At 63.5% G+C, this 18,589-nt stretch carries 12 protein-coding genes; 10 read left to right on the plus strand and 2 right to left on the minus strand.

Annotated elements, in window-relative coordinates; translation table 11 throughout:
• The first annotated feature begins 131 nt into the window (after window positions 1-131).
• The 6 genes from G6031_RS16845 to dnaB all read left to right on the plus strand — a co-directional run bounded on the left by G6031_RS16845 (window position 132) and on the right by dnaB (window position 5,888).
• Entirely contained in the window at window positions 132-1,745 is a 1,614-nt protein-coding gene (locus G6031_RS16845; RefSeq protein WP_347238518.1) for a glycosyltransferase 87 family protein, read from the plus strand.
• Complete coding sequence (locus tag G6031_RS16850; protein WP_179523918.1) at window positions 1,742-1,933, plus strand: hypothetical protein; 192 nt, start codon at window positions 1,742-1,744, stop codon at window positions 1,931-1,933. Before G6031_RS16845 ends, G6031_RS16850 begins: the two co-directional genes overlap by 4 nt.
• A 137-nt stretch (window positions 1,934-2,070) precedes the next feature.
• Window positions 2,071-2,358, plus strand: coding sequence for a 30S ribosomal protein S6 (gene rpsF, locus G6031_RS16855; RefSeq protein WP_107747067.1), 288 nt, complete (start codon window positions 2,071-2,073; stop codon window positions 2,356-2,358).
• Window positions 2,359-2,447: 89 nt separating this feature from the next.
• Window positions 2,448-3,020: a single-stranded DNA-binding protein gene (locus tag G6031_RS16860; RefSeq protein ID WP_182653886.1), complete on the plus strand. Its 573-nt coding sequence runs from the start codon at window positions 2,448-2,450 to the stop codon at window positions 3,018-3,020.
• Between the two features lie 116 nt (window positions 3,021-3,136).
• Window positions 3,137-3,589, plus strand: a complete 453-nt coding sequence (gene rplI / locus G6031_RS16865) for a 50S ribosomal protein L9 (RefSeq protein ID WP_179523916.1) — start codon at window positions 3,137-3,139, stop codon at window positions 3,587-3,589.
• Window positions 3,590-4,097: 508 nt separating this feature from the next.
• Entirely contained in the window at window positions 4,098-5,888 is a 1,791-nt protein-coding gene (gene dnaB, locus G6031_RS16870) for a replicative DNA helicase (protein ID WP_182645302.1), read from the plus strand.
• 130 nt (window positions 5,889-6,018) lie between these two features.
• On the opposite strand, the gene G6031_RS16875 is transcribed toward dnaB, so the two are convergent.
• A complete protein-coding gene (locus G6031_RS16875; protein WP_182653887.1) occupies window positions 6,019-7,044 on the minus strand; it encodes a hypothetical protein in 1,026 nt (341 codons plus the stop codon).
• A complete protein-coding gene (locus G6031_RS16880) occupies window positions 7,041-11,957 on the minus strand; it encodes a DEAD/DEAH box helicase (RefSeq protein ID WP_182653888.1) in 4,917 nt (1,638 codons plus the stop codon). The genes G6031_RS16875 and G6031_RS16880 overlap by 4 nt, the downstream gene beginning before the upstream one ends.
• A 644-nt stretch (window positions 11,958-12,601) precedes the next feature.
• Here G6031_RS16880 and G6031_RS16885 point away from each other — a divergent pair.
• The 4 genes from G6031_RS16885 (at window position 12,602) to G6031_RS16900 (ending at window position 18,561) form a co-directional block, all read left to right on the plus strand.
• Window positions 12,602-13,435: a TnsA-like heteromeric transposase endonuclease subunit gene (locus G6031_RS16885; RefSeq protein WP_182653889.1), complete on the plus strand. Its 834-nt coding sequence runs from the start codon at window positions 12,602-12,604 to the stop codon at window positions 13,433-13,435.
• Entirely contained in the window at window positions 13,435-15,468 is a 2,034-nt protein-coding gene (locus G6031_RS16890) for a Mu transposase C-terminal domain-containing protein (protein WP_182653890.1), read from the plus strand. Before G6031_RS16885 ends, G6031_RS16890 begins: the two co-directional genes overlap by 1 nt.
• On the plus strand, window positions 15,465-16,553 hold the full coding sequence (locus G6031_RS16895; protein WP_182653891.1) for a TniB family NTP-binding protein: 1,089 nt from the start codon (window positions 15,465-15,467) through the stop codon (window positions 16,551-16,553). The genes G6031_RS16890 and G6031_RS16895 overlap by 4 nt, the downstream gene beginning before the upstream one ends.
• A 649-nt stretch (window positions 16,554-17,202) precedes the next feature.
• Complete coding sequence (locus G6031_RS16900) at window positions 17,203-18,561, plus strand: hypothetical protein (protein WP_241737395.1); 1,359 nt, start codon at window positions 17,203-17,205, stop codon at window positions 18,559-18,561.
• The last annotated feature ends 28 nt before the right edge of the window (window positions 18,562-18,589 follow it).

The raw sequence follows: 18,589 nt of genomic DNA on the forward strand, positions 1-18,589 counted from the left end.
GCCCGCACCCGCCCCCGCCCCCGAGCCGGCCCCGGTTCCCGGTGGCGGAGGCGACGGGGGAGGCACGGGAGGCGGCGGCGACGCCGGAGACGGCGGGGCCTGACCCGGATACGGTGCACTAGGGTGTGGTCGTGCAGAGCAACGGCCACCTCTCCCCGCTGCCGCTCGACAGGGACCTGCGATCGCTCGGCCCCCGGGACCGGGTGCGACCCGGGGACGGGGCCGCCAGGACGGTGCTGGACGCGTGGGGCGGACCGGTCGGTGAGCACGCGGTCGTAGGACGGCAGCGGTTCTGGACGCCGCTGCGCGTGATCATGATGTTCGCGGTGCTGTTCCTGGCCCTCGGGTTCTTCTCCAAGGCAGCGTGCCTGGTCACCACCAGCCCCACCGACGGCTCCGCGCCGGGGCTCAACTGGACCGGCCAGCAGTACTACAAGGCCTGCTACGCCGACCCGCTCCCGCTCTACGCGGTGCAGGGTCTGGACTCCGGTGAGCTGCCGTACCGGTACATGTGGGTGGGCGACGACGGCGGTGCCCGCTACATGGAGTACCCGGTGGTGTCCGGGATGTTCCAGTACGTCACCGCCCAGGCGGCCCAGGCCTGGCACGCGGTGGCCCCCGGCGGTCCCATCGAGGTGGTCAAGTACTTCGTCCTCGGCTGCGTGATCCTGGCGTTCCTCTGGATGGTCGCCGTGTGGGCCACCTACCTGTCGGCCGGGCGCCGGCCGTGGGACACGCTGCTCATGGCCGCCAGTCCGCTCATCATCTTCCAGGCCTTCACCAACTACGACCTGATGGCGGTGGCGTTCGCGTCCGTGGCGCTCCTGCTGTGGGCGCGCAGCAGGCCGGTCTGGGCGGGGGTCGTCCTGGGGATCGGCGTGGCGGCCAAGCTGTACCCGCTGTTCCTCTTCGGCGCCCTGCTGGTGGTGGCCATCCGCCGCAGGCGCTTCGTGGACCTGGGCAAGGCGGCCGTGGCGGCGGTGGCGGCCTGGTTGGCGGTCAACCTGCCGATCATGATCCCGTTCCCCGAGGGCTGGCGGGAGTTCTTCCGGCTCAACTCGGACCGCCCCGCCAACCCGGAGAGCATCTACGCCGTCATGCAGACACTGACGGGCTGGCAGGGCTTCGACGCCGGGCGCGCAGCGGGCGAGGCCCCGGCCACGCTCAACACGGTCTCCCTGGTCCTGTTCGCCCTCGGCTGCGTGGCCGTGCTGGTCATCGGACTCACCGCCGCGACCACCCCGCGGATCGCGCAGCTGGCGTTCCTCATCGTGGCGGTGTTCCTGCTCACCAACAAGGTGTGGAGCCCGCAGTACTCGCTGTGGCTGGTCCCGCTGGCGGTGCTCGCGGTGCCCAGGGCCAGGCTGCTGGTGCCGTGGATGGTCTTCGATGCCCTGCTGTGGGTGGCGCACATGTCGTACTTCCACGGGGTGGCCAACAAGGGCATCGGGCCCGAGACGTTCCATCCGCTCGTCCTGGTGCGCGACCTGATGGTCGTGGCCATCTGTGTGGTGGTGATCCGCGAGATCTACCGGCCGCACCTGGACCTGGTCCGGATGGCGCACCAGGGCACACCCGAGGGGCCGGACCCCCTGGCCGGGGTGCTCGCCGACCCCGGGGAACCGCTGGTCGGACCGACGGTCCAGGAGAACGGCGACGATCGTGACGACGACGATCGTGACGACGACGACCGTGACGACGACGAGGCCCGCGGGGCCCGACAGACGGAGGGCACCACCGGATGAGCACCAGTGCGATGATCTGGATGTTCGTGTGCATCCTCGTCGGATTCGTCTGCATGGTCACCGCCGCCGGCGGGCACCGCGCGGGGTGGCGCCAGCCCGTGTGGATCTCCTGGACCGTGGCGGCGTTCCTGTTCCTCACCGTGGTGCCCGTGGTCCTGGCGCTGACGATCGGCCTGCGGCACGGCTGAGTCGGAGCGAGCGGGGTGAGGGGATTTCGTGGGCGGTCCTCAAGCGGGGTAGCCTTAGCGGGTTGCTGACGCAACGACCCTCCTGCCACGGAGATTCCGTGGCCGAATCTGTAGTCCACAGGAGGTGATGAGGTCCCATGCGTCAATACGAAGTGATGGTCATCCTCGATCCGAGTCTCGACGAGCGCACCGTGGCGCCGTCGCTGGACACGTTCCTCAACGTGATCCGGCAAGAGGGCGGTTCGGTCGACAAGGTCGATGTCTGGGGAAAGCGCCGCTTTGCCTACGAGATCAACAAGCAGACCGAGGGCATCTACGCCGTCGTGCAGATCAAGTCCGAGCCGGACGCGGTCAAGGAGCTGGATCGTCAGCTCGGTCTGAACGAGAACGTGCTCCGCACCAAGGTGCTCCGCGCCGACAAGTGACCCGGGTTCTCCGGCCCGCCCGCTAATCTGAGCGTGGTCGGTCGAGTTCCGATCACCACCACCTGAGCGTCAACACGGAGGACAAGCGCATGGCACAGGGCGACACCCCCATCACCGTGGTCGGGAACATCGTCGCGGACCCCGAGCTGCGGTTCACACCGTCGGGTGCCGCAGTGGCGAACTTCCGGATCGCCTCGACGCCGCGCCGCTTCAACTCCCAGACCAACCAGTGGGAGGACGGCGAAGGCCTGTTCCTCACCTGCAACGTGTGGCGCCAGGCCGCCGAGAACGTGGCGGAGTCCCTGCAGAAGGGGATGCGCGTCGTCGTCACCGGTCGCCTGCGCCAACGGTCGTACGAAACCCGTGAGGGCGAGAAGCGCACGGTGTACGAGGTGGAGGTCGACGAGGTCGGCCCGTCGCTCAAGTACGCCACGGCCAAGGTCACCCGCACCAACCGCGAGGGCGGCGGGGGCGGCTTCCAGGGTGGTGGCCAGCAGGGCGGCGGTCAGCAGAGCGGCGGATTCCAGTCCGGCGGCCAGCCGCAGGGCGGTTTCGGTGGCGGCCAGGGCGGCGGCCAGCAGAACGACGATCCGTGGGGCAGCGCTCCCCGGGCCGGCGGTTCCGGTGGCTTCGGCGGCATGGACGACGAGCCCCCGTTCTGATCCCAGGGTCTTTTCCCTCGGGGCGCGCGATGCGCCCCACCCCATAAGCATGAGACATGACCTCGCGAGAGTCCGGCCCCGGTCGGCTCGTCGGAGGAAAGAAAGGTAGACGGATCATGAAGCTGATCCTCACCGCCGACGTCGACAAGCTCGGTGCGCCGGGCGACATCGTCGAGGTCAAGGGCGGATACGGTCGTAACTTCCTGCTCCCGCGCGGGCTGGCCATCGTGGCCACCCCGGGCGCCGAGCGCCAGATCGAGTCGATCAAGCGGGTCCAGGAGGCCCGCGAGGTGCGCGACTCGGACCACGCCAACGAGCTCAAGCAGAAGCTCGAGTCGCTCGCCGACGTCAAGGTCGCGGTCAAGACCTCCGACACCGGCAAGCTGTTCGGCTCGGTCACCGCGGGCGACGTCGCCTCCGCGATCAAGTCCGCCGGGGGGCCGGCGCTCGACAAGCGCGCCGTCCACATGCCCAAGGAGCACATCAAGTCGACCGGCGCCCAGAGCGTCGTCGTCGAGCTCGGGCATGACACGACCGCCAAGGTCGAGTTCGAGGTCGTTCCCGCCTGATCTCCCACGTAGGGCCCCGGTCGTCATCCGCGACGGCCGGGGCCCTCGTCGTGGACGCGACGAGGTTGTGGACCGCCTGTGGATAACCCCGACGGCAAAATACAACGGTGTCGGTTCCGATACCGATAATGTTCATCTTTCGTTACCTATTGCGTCGTTGAACCGAGCGTGATACATGCCGTTCTCCACCGTCGCACATGCGAGCGAAGAGCCGCATGACCAGCACTTTTGTTCAGTTGCGACCGGGTAATCCACCGGTTGTCCACAGGCGGACCGGCATCGGGCCAGCGAATCGGGAATTCATCCACAGTTGTCCACAGTCAGCCACCAACGATTGTGGAGAAACCTGTGGATAACTTGACGGGTGGCTGCCGGGCGTGTCGCCCCGGTGGCCTACAGTGAACTGGTCACGCGGGGCAGGCGAGTCGGCTCGGGAGTACCGCACGCCAGAGGCGTGAGGCGGAGAGGAGAGGTCATGGCGCAGGGGGGATTTGACGGATCCGACGAGATGCCGCCTCCGCCGGACGAGGGTGGACGCTCCGAGTTCGGTCGCACGCCGCCGCAGGACCTCACCGCGGAGCAGTCGGTGCTCGGCGGAATGCTCCTCAGCAAGGACGCGATCGCGGACGTGGTGGAGGAGATCCAGCCGGGCGACTTCTACAAGCCGTCGCACCAGGCCGTCTACGACGTGATCCTGGACCTGTACGCCCGTGGCGAGCCCGCCGACGCCGTCACCGTGGCCGCCGAGCTTGACCGCCGTGGCGATCTCCGGCGCGCCGGCGGGGCCACCTACCTCCACACCCTCATCTCGACCGTGCCCACGGCGGCCAACGCGGGGTACTACGCACAGATCGTCTCGGAGAAGGCGATCCTGCGGCGACTGGTCGACGCAGGGACGCGGATCGTGCAGTTCGGCTACTCGGGGTCCGAGGGAGCCGACGTGGCCGAGGTCGTGGACCGGGCGCAGGCCGAGATCTTCGAGGTGACCGAGCGCCGGACCACCGAGGACTACGTGATCATCGAGGAGCTCCTGCAGCCCACGATGGACGAGATCGACGCCATCCACACGGCCGGCGGGCTGAGCAACGGTGTCCCCACGGGTTTCGCCGACCTTGACGCCGTGACCAACGGGCTCCACGGCGGGCAGATGATCATCATCGCCGCCCGCCCCGGTGTCGGTAAGGCGCTCGCCCTGGACACGGTGCTCCTGACCCCGGGCGGCGTGACCACCATGGGGAACGTGGGCGTCGGCGACCGGGTGCTCGGCGCCGACGGGCAGCCGACCGAGGTCGTGGCCGTGACCGAGGTGTGGGAGGACCGCCCCTGCTTCACCCTGCGGTTCAACGACGGCGCGGAGATCGTGGCGGACGCCGAGCACGAGTGGCGGATCGAGATGGGCGGCACCCACCAGACCGTCACTACCAAGTCACTCGAGACGCTGATGCTGGTGAGCGACTTCGGCATCCTGGTGCCCGAGAACGCCGGTTCAGGGCGCCCCGACCGCCTGATCATCGACGTCCGCGGCGCGCAGAGCGTCCCGGTCAGGTGCATCGAGGTCGCCGCCGATGATCACCTGTACCTGGCCGGTCCCACCGGGATTCCCACGCACAACTCCACCATCGGCCTGGACATCATGCGATCTTGCTCGATCAAGAACGGGCTCTCCTCCGTGCTGTTCTCCCTGGAGATGAGCAAGACCGAGATCGTCATGCGTCTGATGAGCGCCGAGGCGCGGGTCAAGCTCTCCGACATGAAGTCGGGAAAGATGAGCGACGAGGACTGGACCCGCATGGCCCGGCGGATGGGCGAGATCTCCGAGGCCCCACTGTTCATCGACGACTCGCCCAACCTCACCATGATGGAGATCCGGGCCAAGGCCCGCCGGCTCAAGCAGAAGCACGACCTCCGGCTGATCGTGGTGGACTACCTGCAGCTGATGTCCAGCGGCAAGAAGGTCGAGTCCCGCCAGCAGGAGGTCTCCGAGTTCTCCCGCCAGCTCAAGCTGCTGGCCAAGGAGCTCGACGTGCCCCTGATCGCGATCTCCCAGCTGAACCGTGGCCCGGAGCAGCGCACCGACAAGCGGCCCCAGGTCTCCGACCTCCGCGAGTCTGGCTCGCTGGAGCAGGACGCCGACATCGTCATGCTGCTCCACCGGCCCGACTCCACCGAGCGCGACGACCCGCGCGCCGGCGAGGCCGACCTCATCCTGGGCAAGCACCGTGGTGGTCCGACCTCCACCATCACCGTGGCGCACCAGCTGCACTACTCGCGGTTCGTGGATATGGCGCGCGGGTTGTAGGTGCCGTGTCGGTTGCCAAACAGTTTGTCAGTTTGCCAAACCCGTGTCAGTAGCGTGCCACTAATTTGTCAGTGGTGGCCTTCGGGGCGGCGCCGATCAGGGTGCGTTCTATAGTTGCCGGGCCCTCCGTTCATCTAGGTGGCTGAGGGGCCTGACGAGTATCGGCGTAGTCGCTCTCGTTCAAGTCCGAAAGTGCTCGTGTGTAAGTTTGTAGTACTTGCGTCACTTGATCCCAGTCAGCGTCAATATCGGAATCGGCGAGGGCCCGACGTGTGATCTCATTCAGATCACCCGACCATAGGCGACCGGCATTGCTGACAGCCGTGGCGAGACAGCGAGTGGCGTAGCTTATGTTCTTCATCGCGTATATCGTGGCGAATGGAGTGCGCTTCTGCTCTTGTATTGCCACAGCCGAAAGCCATGCAGCGTTTCCATGAGCTGGTCTGCTGAGCTGCCTATAGGCAGAGTCGTCTTCCTCAGGGAAGGCCTGTTTTATCAGTGAAGTTGAAGTCGGCTTGGATTGTTTGGGAACGTTGTTGAAGTTTTCCTTGTTGCGCACTCTCCATTGCGACCATCGGGCAATAAATTCGTGAGCAACGTCGACGTCACCGGACTTATAGTCCTCGATTGACGCTTCCATAAGTCTGCCGGCTCGAAGGGTTCGAACTAAATGGTCGTCAGTAGGGCAAGCTAAGTAGATGCACTTGGCGGCGAGCTCCGAGACTGTTCGGGCAATCGTGCCAACAGTTACGTGTCGCGGGCCGCTCGCGAGGGTGAGGTTGCCAACGCCGTTAAGAGCTTCGCCAGCTGAGATCAGGTAGAACTTTACCAATCTGTGTGCGGTGAGCAGGGGGTCCTCGACGTCGGTCTTCGATCCTAGTTCCCGGTCCACCGCGTCAATGGATACTGTCGACTCACGAAGGGAGAACTGTTCGTCATTCGCGAGGTGAAGGGCGACCATCGAGACCGCTAGCGCCGTGGTGCATACCGACCGAAGCGAGATCTCGCCCTCAGGGCCATCGCGCGTTGCCACTTTGAATTTGTGCTCAGAAAATCCATTATTGTTTGAAGGCTTCTTGAAGACGTCAAATGCGTTCCAGAGGGAGAGAGGAAGCGCAAAAGTTTGTCTATTGAGCAATGCCGTCCGCAGTCTCAAGATGCGCCATCGACGAACTCGGAGTTCGTGGCGATCTGATCGACGATCTCCATTGTCTCGACAGCAACGCGGGTGACTTTCGCGATGAGGTCGACGATGTAGAGGTGGTCGTCGTGTTCGTCCGCCCAGTCATTGGGGTCGTTGACGATCCCTGACGCCTTGTCGGTCTTGACCTGGTAGCGGTCGATAAGCCAAGCCAGCGCAGTTCGGGAGCCGAGAAGGTAGCGCTCTGCGTCGTTGGGAATCCCTGAAATAGTGACGCTGCGGTTGTAGATGATTGTGGAGTGGTCGGCCTTCGACTTGAACCGCATCTTGTCCACTCGCCAGGTATCGCGGTCGCAGTCGTCGGCGCCGGGCTTGACTGTCACATCCAGTGGCCACGGTTCGACGTTCTCGTAGCCGACGTGGAGATCCGCGAGCTTCCTGCCCCATTGGGCGAGCTGCTCAAATTGTTCTAGCGAGGAGGGCGGTGGTAGATGAGGGAGCATCTTCTTCAGGTCCGCCGCGTAACTGGTCCGGTAGCCGGGGTCGTGGAGTTGGGCGTATACGAAGTAGAAGATGTCGTCCTTGTTCACCGTCCCGTCCAGCGCTTCGGTGTATACGGCGGCGATGTCGTCGGTGATGTTGTCCACCCGCCGATAACCGAACTCATCCGCCGGCCTCTGATCACCAAGATCGAACCCGCCATCGGATGCCTCGGCGGGCACATAGGTCCACCGAGGGAAGAACTGCGCCGTATCGAGTACGTGCAAGTTCGGCAACAGATCGGAGATGAAGGGCGTGAACTCGAAGTGTGATGCCGCCCCAGTCAAGACAATCCCTATGTTGTGGTGGTGGGGGGTGGGGAACATCGATGGCGTGCGCCCGCGTTCATGGTTCAGGTGTTTGTCGAAGTAGACAAACTGCTGACTGAAGGGCCGGTAGAGGCTAGTTACGACGTTCTCGGGGTCGTAGGAAAGCTCGACCCCCCGGGCGGCGTGCGTGCGCAAACTTCGAGACCATTTGATCGTTGTTTCGTCGGCGTGCTTCGGATGCGCGGCGAGGAATGTGTTGACGGTCTTCTCGTTTACTTTGGTCAAGCCCTGTTGCTGCTTGTAGTAAGAGAAGTCGGCGAGGGCCTGATTGTAGTTATCGATGAGGCATCTGACCTGGTTCTCAAGCCGTGTGCGCGAGTAGCTGTACACCCACGGATCTCGAGTAGTTTCAAGTCCTCGAGAGTAGGTGTCGAAGTAGCGGGTGGCGGTGTTGCCAGTTTTCTTAGTCCCGAGCACTGGCCAGCCGCCGTAAGTGTCGTCGCGCTGGCCGATCCAATCGCCATAGGCGTTGGGGGTGAGGGCCTGCCAATCGACGTTCTCCAAGGTGGCGGTGTCAATGACGGCGAGCTTGTCTTCGCGCGAGAGGTAATCGCCGATGTCGCGGTAGAATATCTGGCATTGACCGGTGTGGGATGGGTTCTTGACGCCGATCCAGATCGCAATGGTGTTACGGCTACCTCCGCCAAAGACTTTCCCACCTTCTTTTCGAGACAGTTCTCCGGCAGTGCGTTGATTGCCACGGAGGTTGTAGACGTAGAGGCGACTGTAATCCTGGACTAGGGAGAGGCGGATGCCGTCGGCTGTGTTGCCGTCGATCCATCCGCCGTTGGAGACGAAGGCGACGATGCCCTGGTTCCCGATGCGGTCGGTGGCCCAGCGGAAGGCGCGCAGGTAGGAGTCGTACAGGCTGTTCTTGTTCGCGCCGGTCGAGAGCTTGGCGTAGGTGTCGGCGATACGGGAGTCGAGGGTGGGGTAAGACAAGTTGGCGTTGAGGTCGTTGGCTGAGCCTTGTCCGACGGAATACGGCGGGTTGCCAATGATGACGTTGATCGGGGTGTCGAGCTGGCGGGTGATGCGGTCGTTGTTAGCGGGGAACACCTGGAGGTCCAGGCCATCGTCGACTTCGGAGATCTGGAAGGTGTCAGCCAGCACGATGCCGGGGAAGGGCTCATAGTCGTCAACGGTGGCGCCGGTGAGGGCGTGGTAGGTGGTTTCGATGTTGACTGCGGCGATGTAGTAGGCCAGCAGCATTAGCTCGTTGGCGTGCAATTCGTTGGCGTACTTCCGGGCGAGATCGTCGGGGTGGATGAGCCCGGACTGCAGGAGACGGGTCATGAAGGTACCGGTGCCGGTGAACCCGTCGAGGATGTGTACCCCTTCGTCGGTTAGGCCGCGGCCGAAGGCGTCGCGGGACGCGTGGTCGGCCGCGCGGCAGATGAAGTCGACGATCGGTACTGGGGTGTAGACGATGCCGAGGGCGTCGGCTTGTTTGGCGAAGCCAAGCTTGAAGAACCGTTCGTATAGTTCCGCGATGACCTGCTGTTTACCCTCAGCGGAGGACACTTCGGAGGCGCGCACACGAACGGACGCGTAGAACTTATCCAGTGAGTTGGTTTCTGAATCCAGGCCGCTGCCGGACAGGGCGTCGACCATGGTTTGCATGACGCGGGAGACCGGGTTGTGCGCGGCGAAGTCGTGGCCTTCGAAGAGGGCGTCGAAGACGGGTTTGGTGATCAGATGCTGCGCCAGCATCGAGACCGCATCGTCTCTGCCGATGGAGTCATTCAGGTTGTCTTTCAGTCCTTGGATAAATTCGTCGAACCGGCGAGTAAGGTCCGGGTCGGCGACATCGAGGATGGCGTTGATTCTGGTAATGAGCCGGGCGGAGATGTCGGAGACATCTGAGGCCCAGTCCTCCCAGTAGGTGCGGGTGCCGACCTTGTCGACGATGCGGGTGTAGATGGCTTCCTGCCATTCGGACAGGGAGAACAGCGCCATCTGCGTCGCGGCGGCCTTGTCGTTGTCCTTCTTCCCTGTCTCTGCGGCTTCGTGGCCGTCGACGTGGTCGGTGGCAGCGGAGATGTTGCCGGCGAGGAGCTGTGAGGTGCCCTTGCCGAGTTCCTTGTCGGTGTTGCTGGTGTTGAGGGCGATGGAGTTGACCATCGCGTTGAAGCGTTCGTCGTGGGCGCGCAGGGCGTTGAGGACCTGCCACACGGTCTTGAACCGTTTGTTGTCTGCCAATGCCTGGGAGGGTGGGGTGTCCGCGGGGACTGCGACGGGAAGGATGATGTAGCCGTAGTCCTTGCCAGCGGATTTTCGCATGACGCGGCCGACGGATTGGACGACGTCGACTACGGAGTTGCGGGGGTGCAGGAACAGCACCGCATCCAACGCCGGTACGTCGACGCCTTCGGACAGGCAGCGGGCGTTGGTCAGGATGCGGCACTCGTCGTCGGCGACGGGCGCTTTGAGCCAGGACAGTTCCTCGTTGCGGCGCATTGCATTGTAGGTGCCGTCGACGTGGTGGACCTGGCAGCTCAGATTGCGGTTCGTCTCCAGGATCTCGCGGCCGTCGTCTTCGGCGTCGTCGAGCAGGTCCTGGTAGGCGTCCACGACGGCGGGGAACATCGATTCGATCTGCTTGGAGGAGGCGATGTCTTTCGCGAACGCGACGGCTCTCCGCATTGGCTGCGCTCCAGGTGGGAAGGATTCTCCCGAGGCGGTGGCGCCGGCGCGTTTGGCTAGACCGTTCCAGCAGCCCACGATCTTCGAGGCGTCGTCCAGGGAGAGTTCTCCGTCGACGGCGAACTGATCCTGCATCCGTGGTGCCATCACCGATTCGTCCACGGTCAGCACGAGCACTTTGTAGTCGGTGAGCAGGCCCTTGTCGACGGCTTCTCCGAAGCCGAGGCGGTGGAACTCTGGCCCGAAGATCTCGAGGTCGTCCATGGAGGAGATCTCGGCGGAGTGCTCCTCGGCCTTGGCTTTGGTGGTGTCATCGAACAGTCGCGGTGTTGCCGTCATGTAGAGCCTGCGGTGGGCTCTGAGGAAGTCTGCGTCGTGAACGCGGGTGAAGTTCGACGGGTCATCGCCGGCAAGGGTGACGCCGGTGGTGCGGTGCGCCTCGTCGCAGATCACCAGATCGAATGGATCGACCCCGTGTTCGGACTGGGCAGCCGCGACCGCTGGGAGAGACTGGTAGGTGGTGAAGACGACTGTCAACCCGGCGGCGCGCTTACCTCTACCCATCCGGTCGGCCAGCACAGCAGGGTCGGTGGTCACCGAGATGGCCACGTCCTCGGTGGCATAGTCCTCCGCAGCGCGGGAAACCTTGTTATCTGAGCAGACGGCGAACGATCGCATGTCGAGCTGACACTGGGCAGACCACTCCCGCAGCGTCTGTGACAGCAGTGAGATCGACGGGACCGCGAAAAGGATCCTGGCTCGGCCCCCATTGTCGGTTGCGGTGCGCTCAGCGATTTTCAGTGCCGTGAAAGTCTTGCCAGTACCGCAGGCCATGACGAGCTTGCCCCGGTCGTTGCCCTCATCGAAGCCGGTAAACACCTTGTCCACGGCGGTCTGCTGGTGCGGGCGTAGTTCATGCGGCGTTGACGGGGACAGGTCGATCGAGAGCTCACCCTTGGGCCAGGCGATGTCCCAATCGATCGGGGCGGCCTCAAGATGCTCGGTGCCGATCCGCTGCACCGACACGGTCTGCCCTTCGAGAGCTGCGAGTGCGTTCTTGCCCCACTTGTTGGTCGTGGAGATGATGATCCGTCGCGTGAACGGGGCCTTGCCCGACTCGGTGAAGAACGAGTCAATGTTCGCTTTGGTCAAGGTGTGATCGGGCGCGTAGAACTTGCACTGGATTGCCGCGTATTCTCCGGTATCGCGCACGCGGGCTACTAGGTCGATTCCGTTGTCGGGCTTGCCGTCTCGGTCCGGCCAGTCCATCCACTGCCACACCGCGTCATATTCGCGTGACAGGGTCGGGTCGAGTTCGAAGTAGCGCACCATCAGTTGCTCGAACTTCGTTCCCATCTCGACCGTATTCGGAGCCTGGCGGAACGCGTCGATGACCTGAGCAAACGATGACATGGCCAACATTGTCGCTCACACCGCGCGATCTCTTCTTCGGACACGCAACGCCTGTTGATGGACAGCATTGCGCAATGCTGTGAAACCTTGACCAGTCCGCAGTGGTGTGGTTGCCTCAAGAGCATCGGAGTACGCAGCCAGAAGGGGCCCCGACACTACAGAAGGAGGTCGACCGAGCCACTAGCAGTGGCACCGTGAGTCGATCTCGGTCGGGCACGGCGGTTATTCCGATATGTCGAGCCTTCCTTCGGCCAGACTTGGCGCCCCTCGGCGCATCGCCAGGACAGTTGACGACCACACCGCCGTCAGTGTCCATCTCTCCATACCCGGTTGGGTAGCGCGCGAGCTGTACAGCGCCGCGCGCCGAGACCACCGGGCTCTGTCTTCCGTCGCGTCGCTGGCGCTTGCGGAGTACCTCGGTATCTCGGAACCTCCGGAGCGGCTAGACGGGCCCTAGCCGAATCGCGTCGGGGCGCGCATCGAAATTCCTCAGCACACCAAGTCGCTAACTGGCCTGTGTCAGCGAGTTGGCTTGGTGACACCTGCAGCGAAATCGCCACGAGCCGGGCGGCAACCCGGCTCGTGATCACGCGAAGCGCTCAGGCTTCACTCTCATCTTTTCTCCTGAAGGAGTCCCCGTCATAATGACGCATTCCCAGACGCCGGTCAATGGCGAGCAGAATCTCGACAGCGCAACGCACCGCACGAAGACCCTGAGAATCACCTCTCTCGAGGGTGTGATCGCTCAGTTGCATCAAAGCGATCGATCTGTCCGTGAGGTGAACTTGGCAGATGTGACCTGGCATGACGTCGCTGATGCGCGTCCAGCCCGAACTTTTCGCGCCTACAAGGGCCGCAAGCACTACGACGGACTGTGGTGGTCATCAACCACGCGGTCGCTTGTCGGATTTGAATCACTGCACGAGCGGGCATTCCTCCTCACGGCAGATTCAGACCCCGAGGTCGTGCACATTTCTTCCCAGCCCATGGCACTGACAGGCCCGGATCTGGTCAGCGAACGTGAGCGCGTCCGGATTCCGGACTATCTGCTGGCCTACGCCGACGGGTCGGTCGAGTTGGTCGATGTGTCCACCCCGAAAAGGGCGATGACCGACCGTGTCCAAGGGGCGACCGGCTGGCTACGGCATGTCTGCCTCTTGCGCGGCTGGCGCTACCGACTATGGACGGGTGATGACCCGGTGCGGCTACGCACGCTTCGTCATGCGGCGGGCTACCGCAATCCACGGCTCGTGGCGCCCGAGGACTTGGACATCGTTCTGGAATCAATTCCCGCGTATGGGGTATCGATCCGCCAGTTGCTCAGCGACCTCCCGCCCCAGGTGGATCGACCTCGTATCATCCCCGCCGCACTTCATTTGGCTTGGCACGGACGTGTCAGCCTGGACTGGTCGACGAAGCTTCGCCTGGACACCGTGCTTCACGCAGATGGCACCGACGCGGATGAGGCGGTGGCCTGATGAGCACCACGTGGGTACCTGCAGTGAATATGACGGTGAAAGTCCGCGGGGAGCTGGTGACGATCGTGGAGATTACCGGCACCGACATAGTTCTGCGGACAGTCGTCTCCAACAGGATGTCAACGATCGGGATCGTTGAGTTCCTCACGGTTGTCGAGCAAGTCCACCCAGTGCAGCAAAGCTCGATGGTGACGGGGCTGGATCTACTCACCGCCAACGAGCGAACCAAGCTCGAGACGCTAGTACGTGAGTTGTCGTGGATTATCGATCCGCTCGACGATACGAGCGCCCCCGCCTCACTTGAAGAACGTGTCGAGGCGATCGCATCTGCCCGAGGAAAATCCACGCGGACGGTATACCGACTGCTGAAGACTTACCGCGAACAAGGGACAGATGGCCTCGTTTCCGGCAACCTCAAGCGGCGGCGCCTCATCCGAACCGATCAACGATGGAGCGAGATTGCCCGCGAGGTCCTCGCCAACCACGTGCGAGACACCACACGAAGCCGCAAACTGCTGCTCGAGGAGATTAATGAGCTGTTCCTCTGGGAGCTCGGTGACTTAGCCGACCTGCCCAGTCAGCGGTCCCAGTATCGAAGGCTTGAGGAATGCGCGAAGGGCGCAGCAACCTTTGCCGGCACCAAACGACGCGAGTCGGTTGCCAACTCCCCAAAGACCGCACATGGGCGAATGGACATCACACGGCCAGGGCAGTTGGTGGTGCTGGACTCGCACCGGGTGGACATCCTCGTCGTGATGCCGGGGTCCAGGTTGCACAAAGACCTCGTCACGCGGGTCGAGATCTCGGTTGCGCAGGACTACTACACCCGAGCGATCGTCGGAATTCAGGTAAGCCCGGCCACCGATCGCGTCGACGTGGGTCACGTCATCATGCAGGCATGCACCCCGATGCCTGCACCCGAGGGCACCCCGGCCGAGTCATCATGGCGATTCCACGGAATCCCACAGCAAATCTCGGTGCCACAGGGGCAGGTGTGGGGCATGCCGTACGTGGGCCCCGAGGCGATCCTCACCGATCGCGGAAAGCCGTACGTCTCTGAGCACGTGGTGTCGGTGTGCGAGGGCCTAGGCATCTCTGTGTACGCAGCTCAGCCCTACAAGCCGACTGATAAGGCAACGCTGGAGCGATTCTTCCGCACCGCGAACGACAGCTTGTTCTCTCGGCTTACCGGTTATGTCGGAAGTGACCCGACTCAGCGCGGACTGGACGTCGACAAGCAAAAGCTCATGACTGTTGATCAACTCGATACGGTTTTACGCCGATGGGTGTGCGAGGTCTACCACCACAACGCGCAGAGCGGGCTGACCTTCCCCGGGCTGCATCAGCGAGAGATGTCACCGGCAGAGATGTACTCCGCATCGATTGCTGTGCATGGTCTGCCGCAGTTGCTGGTCAGGCCCGACGACTGGTTCAAGTTCCTGCCCAAGGTCGCCAGAACGATTCAGCACTACGGAGTGCAGCACGACCGCCGGATCTACGACGGCCCAGTTCTGGACGCCTACCGTCATCGCCGGTCGACAGAGCCCCGGGTCAACCGGGCGGAGACGTTTCGATTCGCTGTTGACCCGCAGGACATCCGGAAAATCTACTTCCAAGATCCCGAGACCAATGAGGTCCACACGCTGTGGTGGACGCAAGCTCATGGTCTTGATGCACCGTTCAGCGACGCCATGATGCAGATGGTCCGAGCCATCGGGGCCGAGGATCTACCCGATCGGTGGCAGCACGAACGCGAGCACGTCGACTCAGCGGCGAAGGAGATGCACACGAACCGGAAGTTGCGCGCGCGCATTCACGAGGACGACTCCCGGTTGCCGAGCGTCCTGGACACGCTTGCAGCCGCAGATCGCGATTGGGCCGAAGTGAAACCGGACGATCCACGTCCAGCATTTGAGGACGCGTTCGAAGACGATCTCGATGATCCAGACGCAGATTTCGACGACGTCGTGCTTCTGGCGATCTCTGAGGACAGCGATGAGTCGGATGATGACTGGACGGGCTTGGGGCTATGACTGCTGAGATTTCGCGCAGGAGCTGGCAGGGGTGGCAAGCCTTCTGCGACACACCGTATCTGCAACGGCCGGACATCAAGACGGTCCCAGAACTCGCGGATATGGAGGAGGACGCGCTGGCGGAGTATCAAGAGTTGCGGATCCGCTACCACACGTTCATGACGCCGGTGGAGACTGCTTTTCTTAGAGAAATCCGCCAGGTAGTTCAGTTGGTTCGAGCGACGAATCCGGTCGGTGGGTACGCAGCACGCAACGCGGTCGTCATCGACGGTGCGCCGACGGTCGGCAAGACAACGGCGATCAACCATGTCGCTCGCGCCGTTGATCGGCGCTCACGCCGCCTCAACGGGGAGAGAACAGCCACCGGTGCGCACCGCATACCGACCGCCCGGATCGGCTTGAGCGGAAGTCCCTCGATCAAGGCGTTCTCGCGGTCGATAGCGACGTTCCTCGGAGTCCCCGAGGGGCTGAATCTCACCACTGAGAGGTGGACAGCGGCCGCGATGGGGGCACTCGAGAAGGCTGAAACCGAGCTGCTGATAGTTGATGACCTGCACTGCCTCAACACCGGTAGCCGCGATGGGCAGGCCTTGACTGACCATCTCAAGCGAATACTCGACGACTTCGCCGGCACGTGTGTGTACGCCGGCGTGGACTTGGCCGATAAGGGTCTCTATGACACCAGCGGCAGGAGAACCCGCGGCCGGATCGACCAGACCGCCCGGCGGTGGACCCTGGTTCGCGGTGACCGGATCTCCCTCTCCGATAAGGAGGGACAAAGAGAGTGGAAGAGTCTGGTCGCGACGTTGGAGTCCCAACTCGCGCTGTGCAATCACGAGTACGGCTACCTGGTTAGACACGCTGACCTGCTTTATGAATGCACCACCGGCAGCGTGGGTTCGCTGACTGAGTTACTCAAACGCGCCGCCGCCATGGCGATCGTCAGCGGCGCGGAGCGGATTGACGAGAGCGTGATCAATCAGACCCCCCTTGACATCGGAGCCGTCGCAGCACGCAGAGCCGCTGCCGGAGAACAACGCGCCCGGAAGGCCAAGGCAGCAAAGGGGAAACGTCGTGGAGCATGAGTTCCCCAGTGCACCCCTGGCTGTCACGCGCACGATGCGACCTGGCCAGGACCTGCAGAGCTTCCTTGAGTTAGTCGCTGGCGACAACTCCCTTTCGGTCAGCGAGTTGCTTCGCGCGCACGGAGAGAAGGCGCCTCAGGGGCCATACGACTTGCTGTCAGGCCCCGAAATCGACTGGGCCCGGATCGGGCACGCTCTGAGCATCGGCGCAGAGTCGCTGCGGTCGGCCACCTTCCACAGCATCCCCTTTGAAGCTGCGATCGCCGAGAGGTGGATCAACCCCGAGGCCTACCAACGGCAGGGGCATCGGCGAGACCAGCGTCTACGACGCTCCGGAGCCCGGTACTGCCCCGCCTGTCTGGTTGACCGAGACGGCGCGTGGAAGCTGCGGTGGTATCTGCCAACGGCCGTGGCGTGCACGAAACACCTGGTGCTTCTGGTCGACGCCTGCCCGGGGTGCGGGCGAGTACCGCACTCCGGAGAGAAGCGTCTGACTGCAGTGCCAGCTGATGCGAATCGCTGTCAGCACCCGAAGGCACTCAGCAAGGATGCGAAACGCCCCGGCCGTCCGGCGCGGTGCGGCACAGATCTGACCAGCGCAGCGGCGCGCAGTCTTCACCACGGGCACCCGGTCATAGCCGCTCAACGGATGGTTGACCACGCCCTCACCGCGCTGGTGCCCGGTGAACAGGTCACGGCCTGTGGCCTTGCAGTTCCAGCGACGGTGGTTCTCAACGCGCTCGTGCGCATCGTGAACTGGCTATCGATGTGGCAAGTGGACCTCGCAGACGCAGTAGCCGCCCATCTCACACCCGGGCGCAGAATCAGCGCGGGTACGGAATACCGCCTTTCCGAACACAGCGCTGGTCCGGGACCGATATTCGCCGCACATCTCAGTGCGGCTCAGTACGGGGTGCAGTTGGCTGCCGCAGCCGACATCCTCAGTGCGCCCCACCTCGAGGCCGCGGCTCAAGCCCTGGAGCGCTACGAGGACCTCAAGCATTCGCCCCCGGCCCACAGCGCACCATTCACCAGGGCCTTCATTCGCCAGCAGGATCGCTCAGACAGTGCACTGGCCACCGCAATCACCCTCACGCGTGAGCGCGACACGATGAAGGTCGCCGATCGGCTGTCATACCGGATGTACAGCCTGGTGCCGCGCAAACCGAAACGCCTTGGCGCTCCCGTCGCCTGGCCCGCCGCAGAGTCATCCTTGCGAAATCTGGAGCCAAAGCATCTGCCTCAATCACTCTGGCCTTCAATCACGGTGACCCTGCCGCGTCTGACGCAGAAAGACACCGGGGCCCAAGCGGTCAGCAACTCGTTGATCTTGGCGCGCATGGGCACGCACACCAGATGGTTTGAGCTCGCGGCACAGTTCCAACTGTCGTCTTCGAGCGCTCGGACCGTCAGCGCCCACCTGCAACGCCTGGCCGAAGACGATCTGCTCGACCACACACTGACTCTGCTAGACCAATACTGGGACGTGCTCGCATGCTCGCCTCCGCCGATCGACTATGACCAGCGGCGATGGGTCTTTCGGCGACCGCCACCGCTCGACACTGAACTCGACCGGGAGCTCACCCGACTGGACGTGGCGACGACGGAGACGACGCGGCACTTCGTGTCCGTACGCCTATGGGAAACACTGACCGGAAGCGATGCGCGCTTCACGGCTTTGGGGCCAAGTTTGGCGCCGGGTCGCAAGCGGACAGAGTATCGAGCGTTCCACAACAGGTTCGGGGCGCCACTACGGCACGCAATCGAGTCCGCGGCCACTAGAGCACTCGATACCGCCGGAATCGACGAGCCCGCCCAGTGGGAGCCATCCATTGACGGGCGGCCATCGCGGCACCGCGCCGTGCCGCACGAGCCATCTGACAAACGAGTCGATCCCCATCATCGCGACCTTCAGCAAGCACCTGACTCGAATTCGCTGGTCACCTGGTACCTGGAGAAGGGACGGATGGAAGAGCCGTTGGCATTCGGGAGAGATAGTGCCCCGTGATGTGGTGGGAATCGGTTCCGCGTCTGGT

It is taken from the genome of Dietzia sp. CQ4, from assembly GCF_014145125.1.
Lineage (GTDB): Bacteria > Actinomycetota > Actinomycetes > Mycobacteriales > Mycobacteriaceae > Dietzia > Dietzia natronolimnaea.

Bases quoted from the DNA above. Each gene is read 5' to 3' on its own strand.
- G6031_RS16850 (WP_179523918.1), top strand. From the start codon at position 1,742: ATGAGCACCAGTGCGATGATCTGGATGTTCGTGTGCATCCTCGTCGGA.
- rpsF (WP_107747067.1), top strand. From the start codon at position 2,071: ATGCGTCAATACGAAGTGATGGTCATCCTCGATCCGAGTCTCGACGAG.
- G6031_RS16860 (WP_182653886.1), top strand. From the start codon at position 2,448: ATGGCACAGGGCGACACCCCCATCACCGTGGTCGGGAACATCGTCGCG.
- rplI (WP_179523916.1), top strand. From the start codon at position 3,137: ATGAAGCTGATCCTCACCGCCGACGTCGACAAGCTCGGTGCGCCGGGC.
- dnaB (WP_182645302.1), top strand. From the start codon at position 4,098: ATGCCGCCTCCGCCGGACGAGGGTGGACGCTCCGAGTTCGGTCGCACG.
- G6031_RS16880 (WP_182653888.1), bottom strand. From the start codon at position 11,957: ATGTCATCGTTTGCTCAGGTCATCGACGCGTTCCGCCAGGCTCCGAAT.
- G6031_RS16885 (WP_182653889.1), top strand. From the start codon at position 12,602: ATGACGCATTCCCAGACGCCGGTCAATGGCGAGCAGAATCTCGACAGC.
- G6031_RS16890 (WP_182653890.1), top strand. From the start codon at position 13,435: ATGAGCACCACGTGGGTACCTGCAGTGAATATGACGGTGAAAGTCCGC.
- G6031_RS16895 (WP_182653891.1), top strand. From the start codon at position 15,465: ATGACTGCTGAGATTTCGCGCAGGAGCTGGCAGGGGTGGCAAGCCTTC.
- G6031_RS16900 (WP_241737395.1), top strand. From the start codon at position 17,203: ATGGTTGACCACGCCCTCACCGCGCTGGTGCCCGGTGAACAGGTCACG.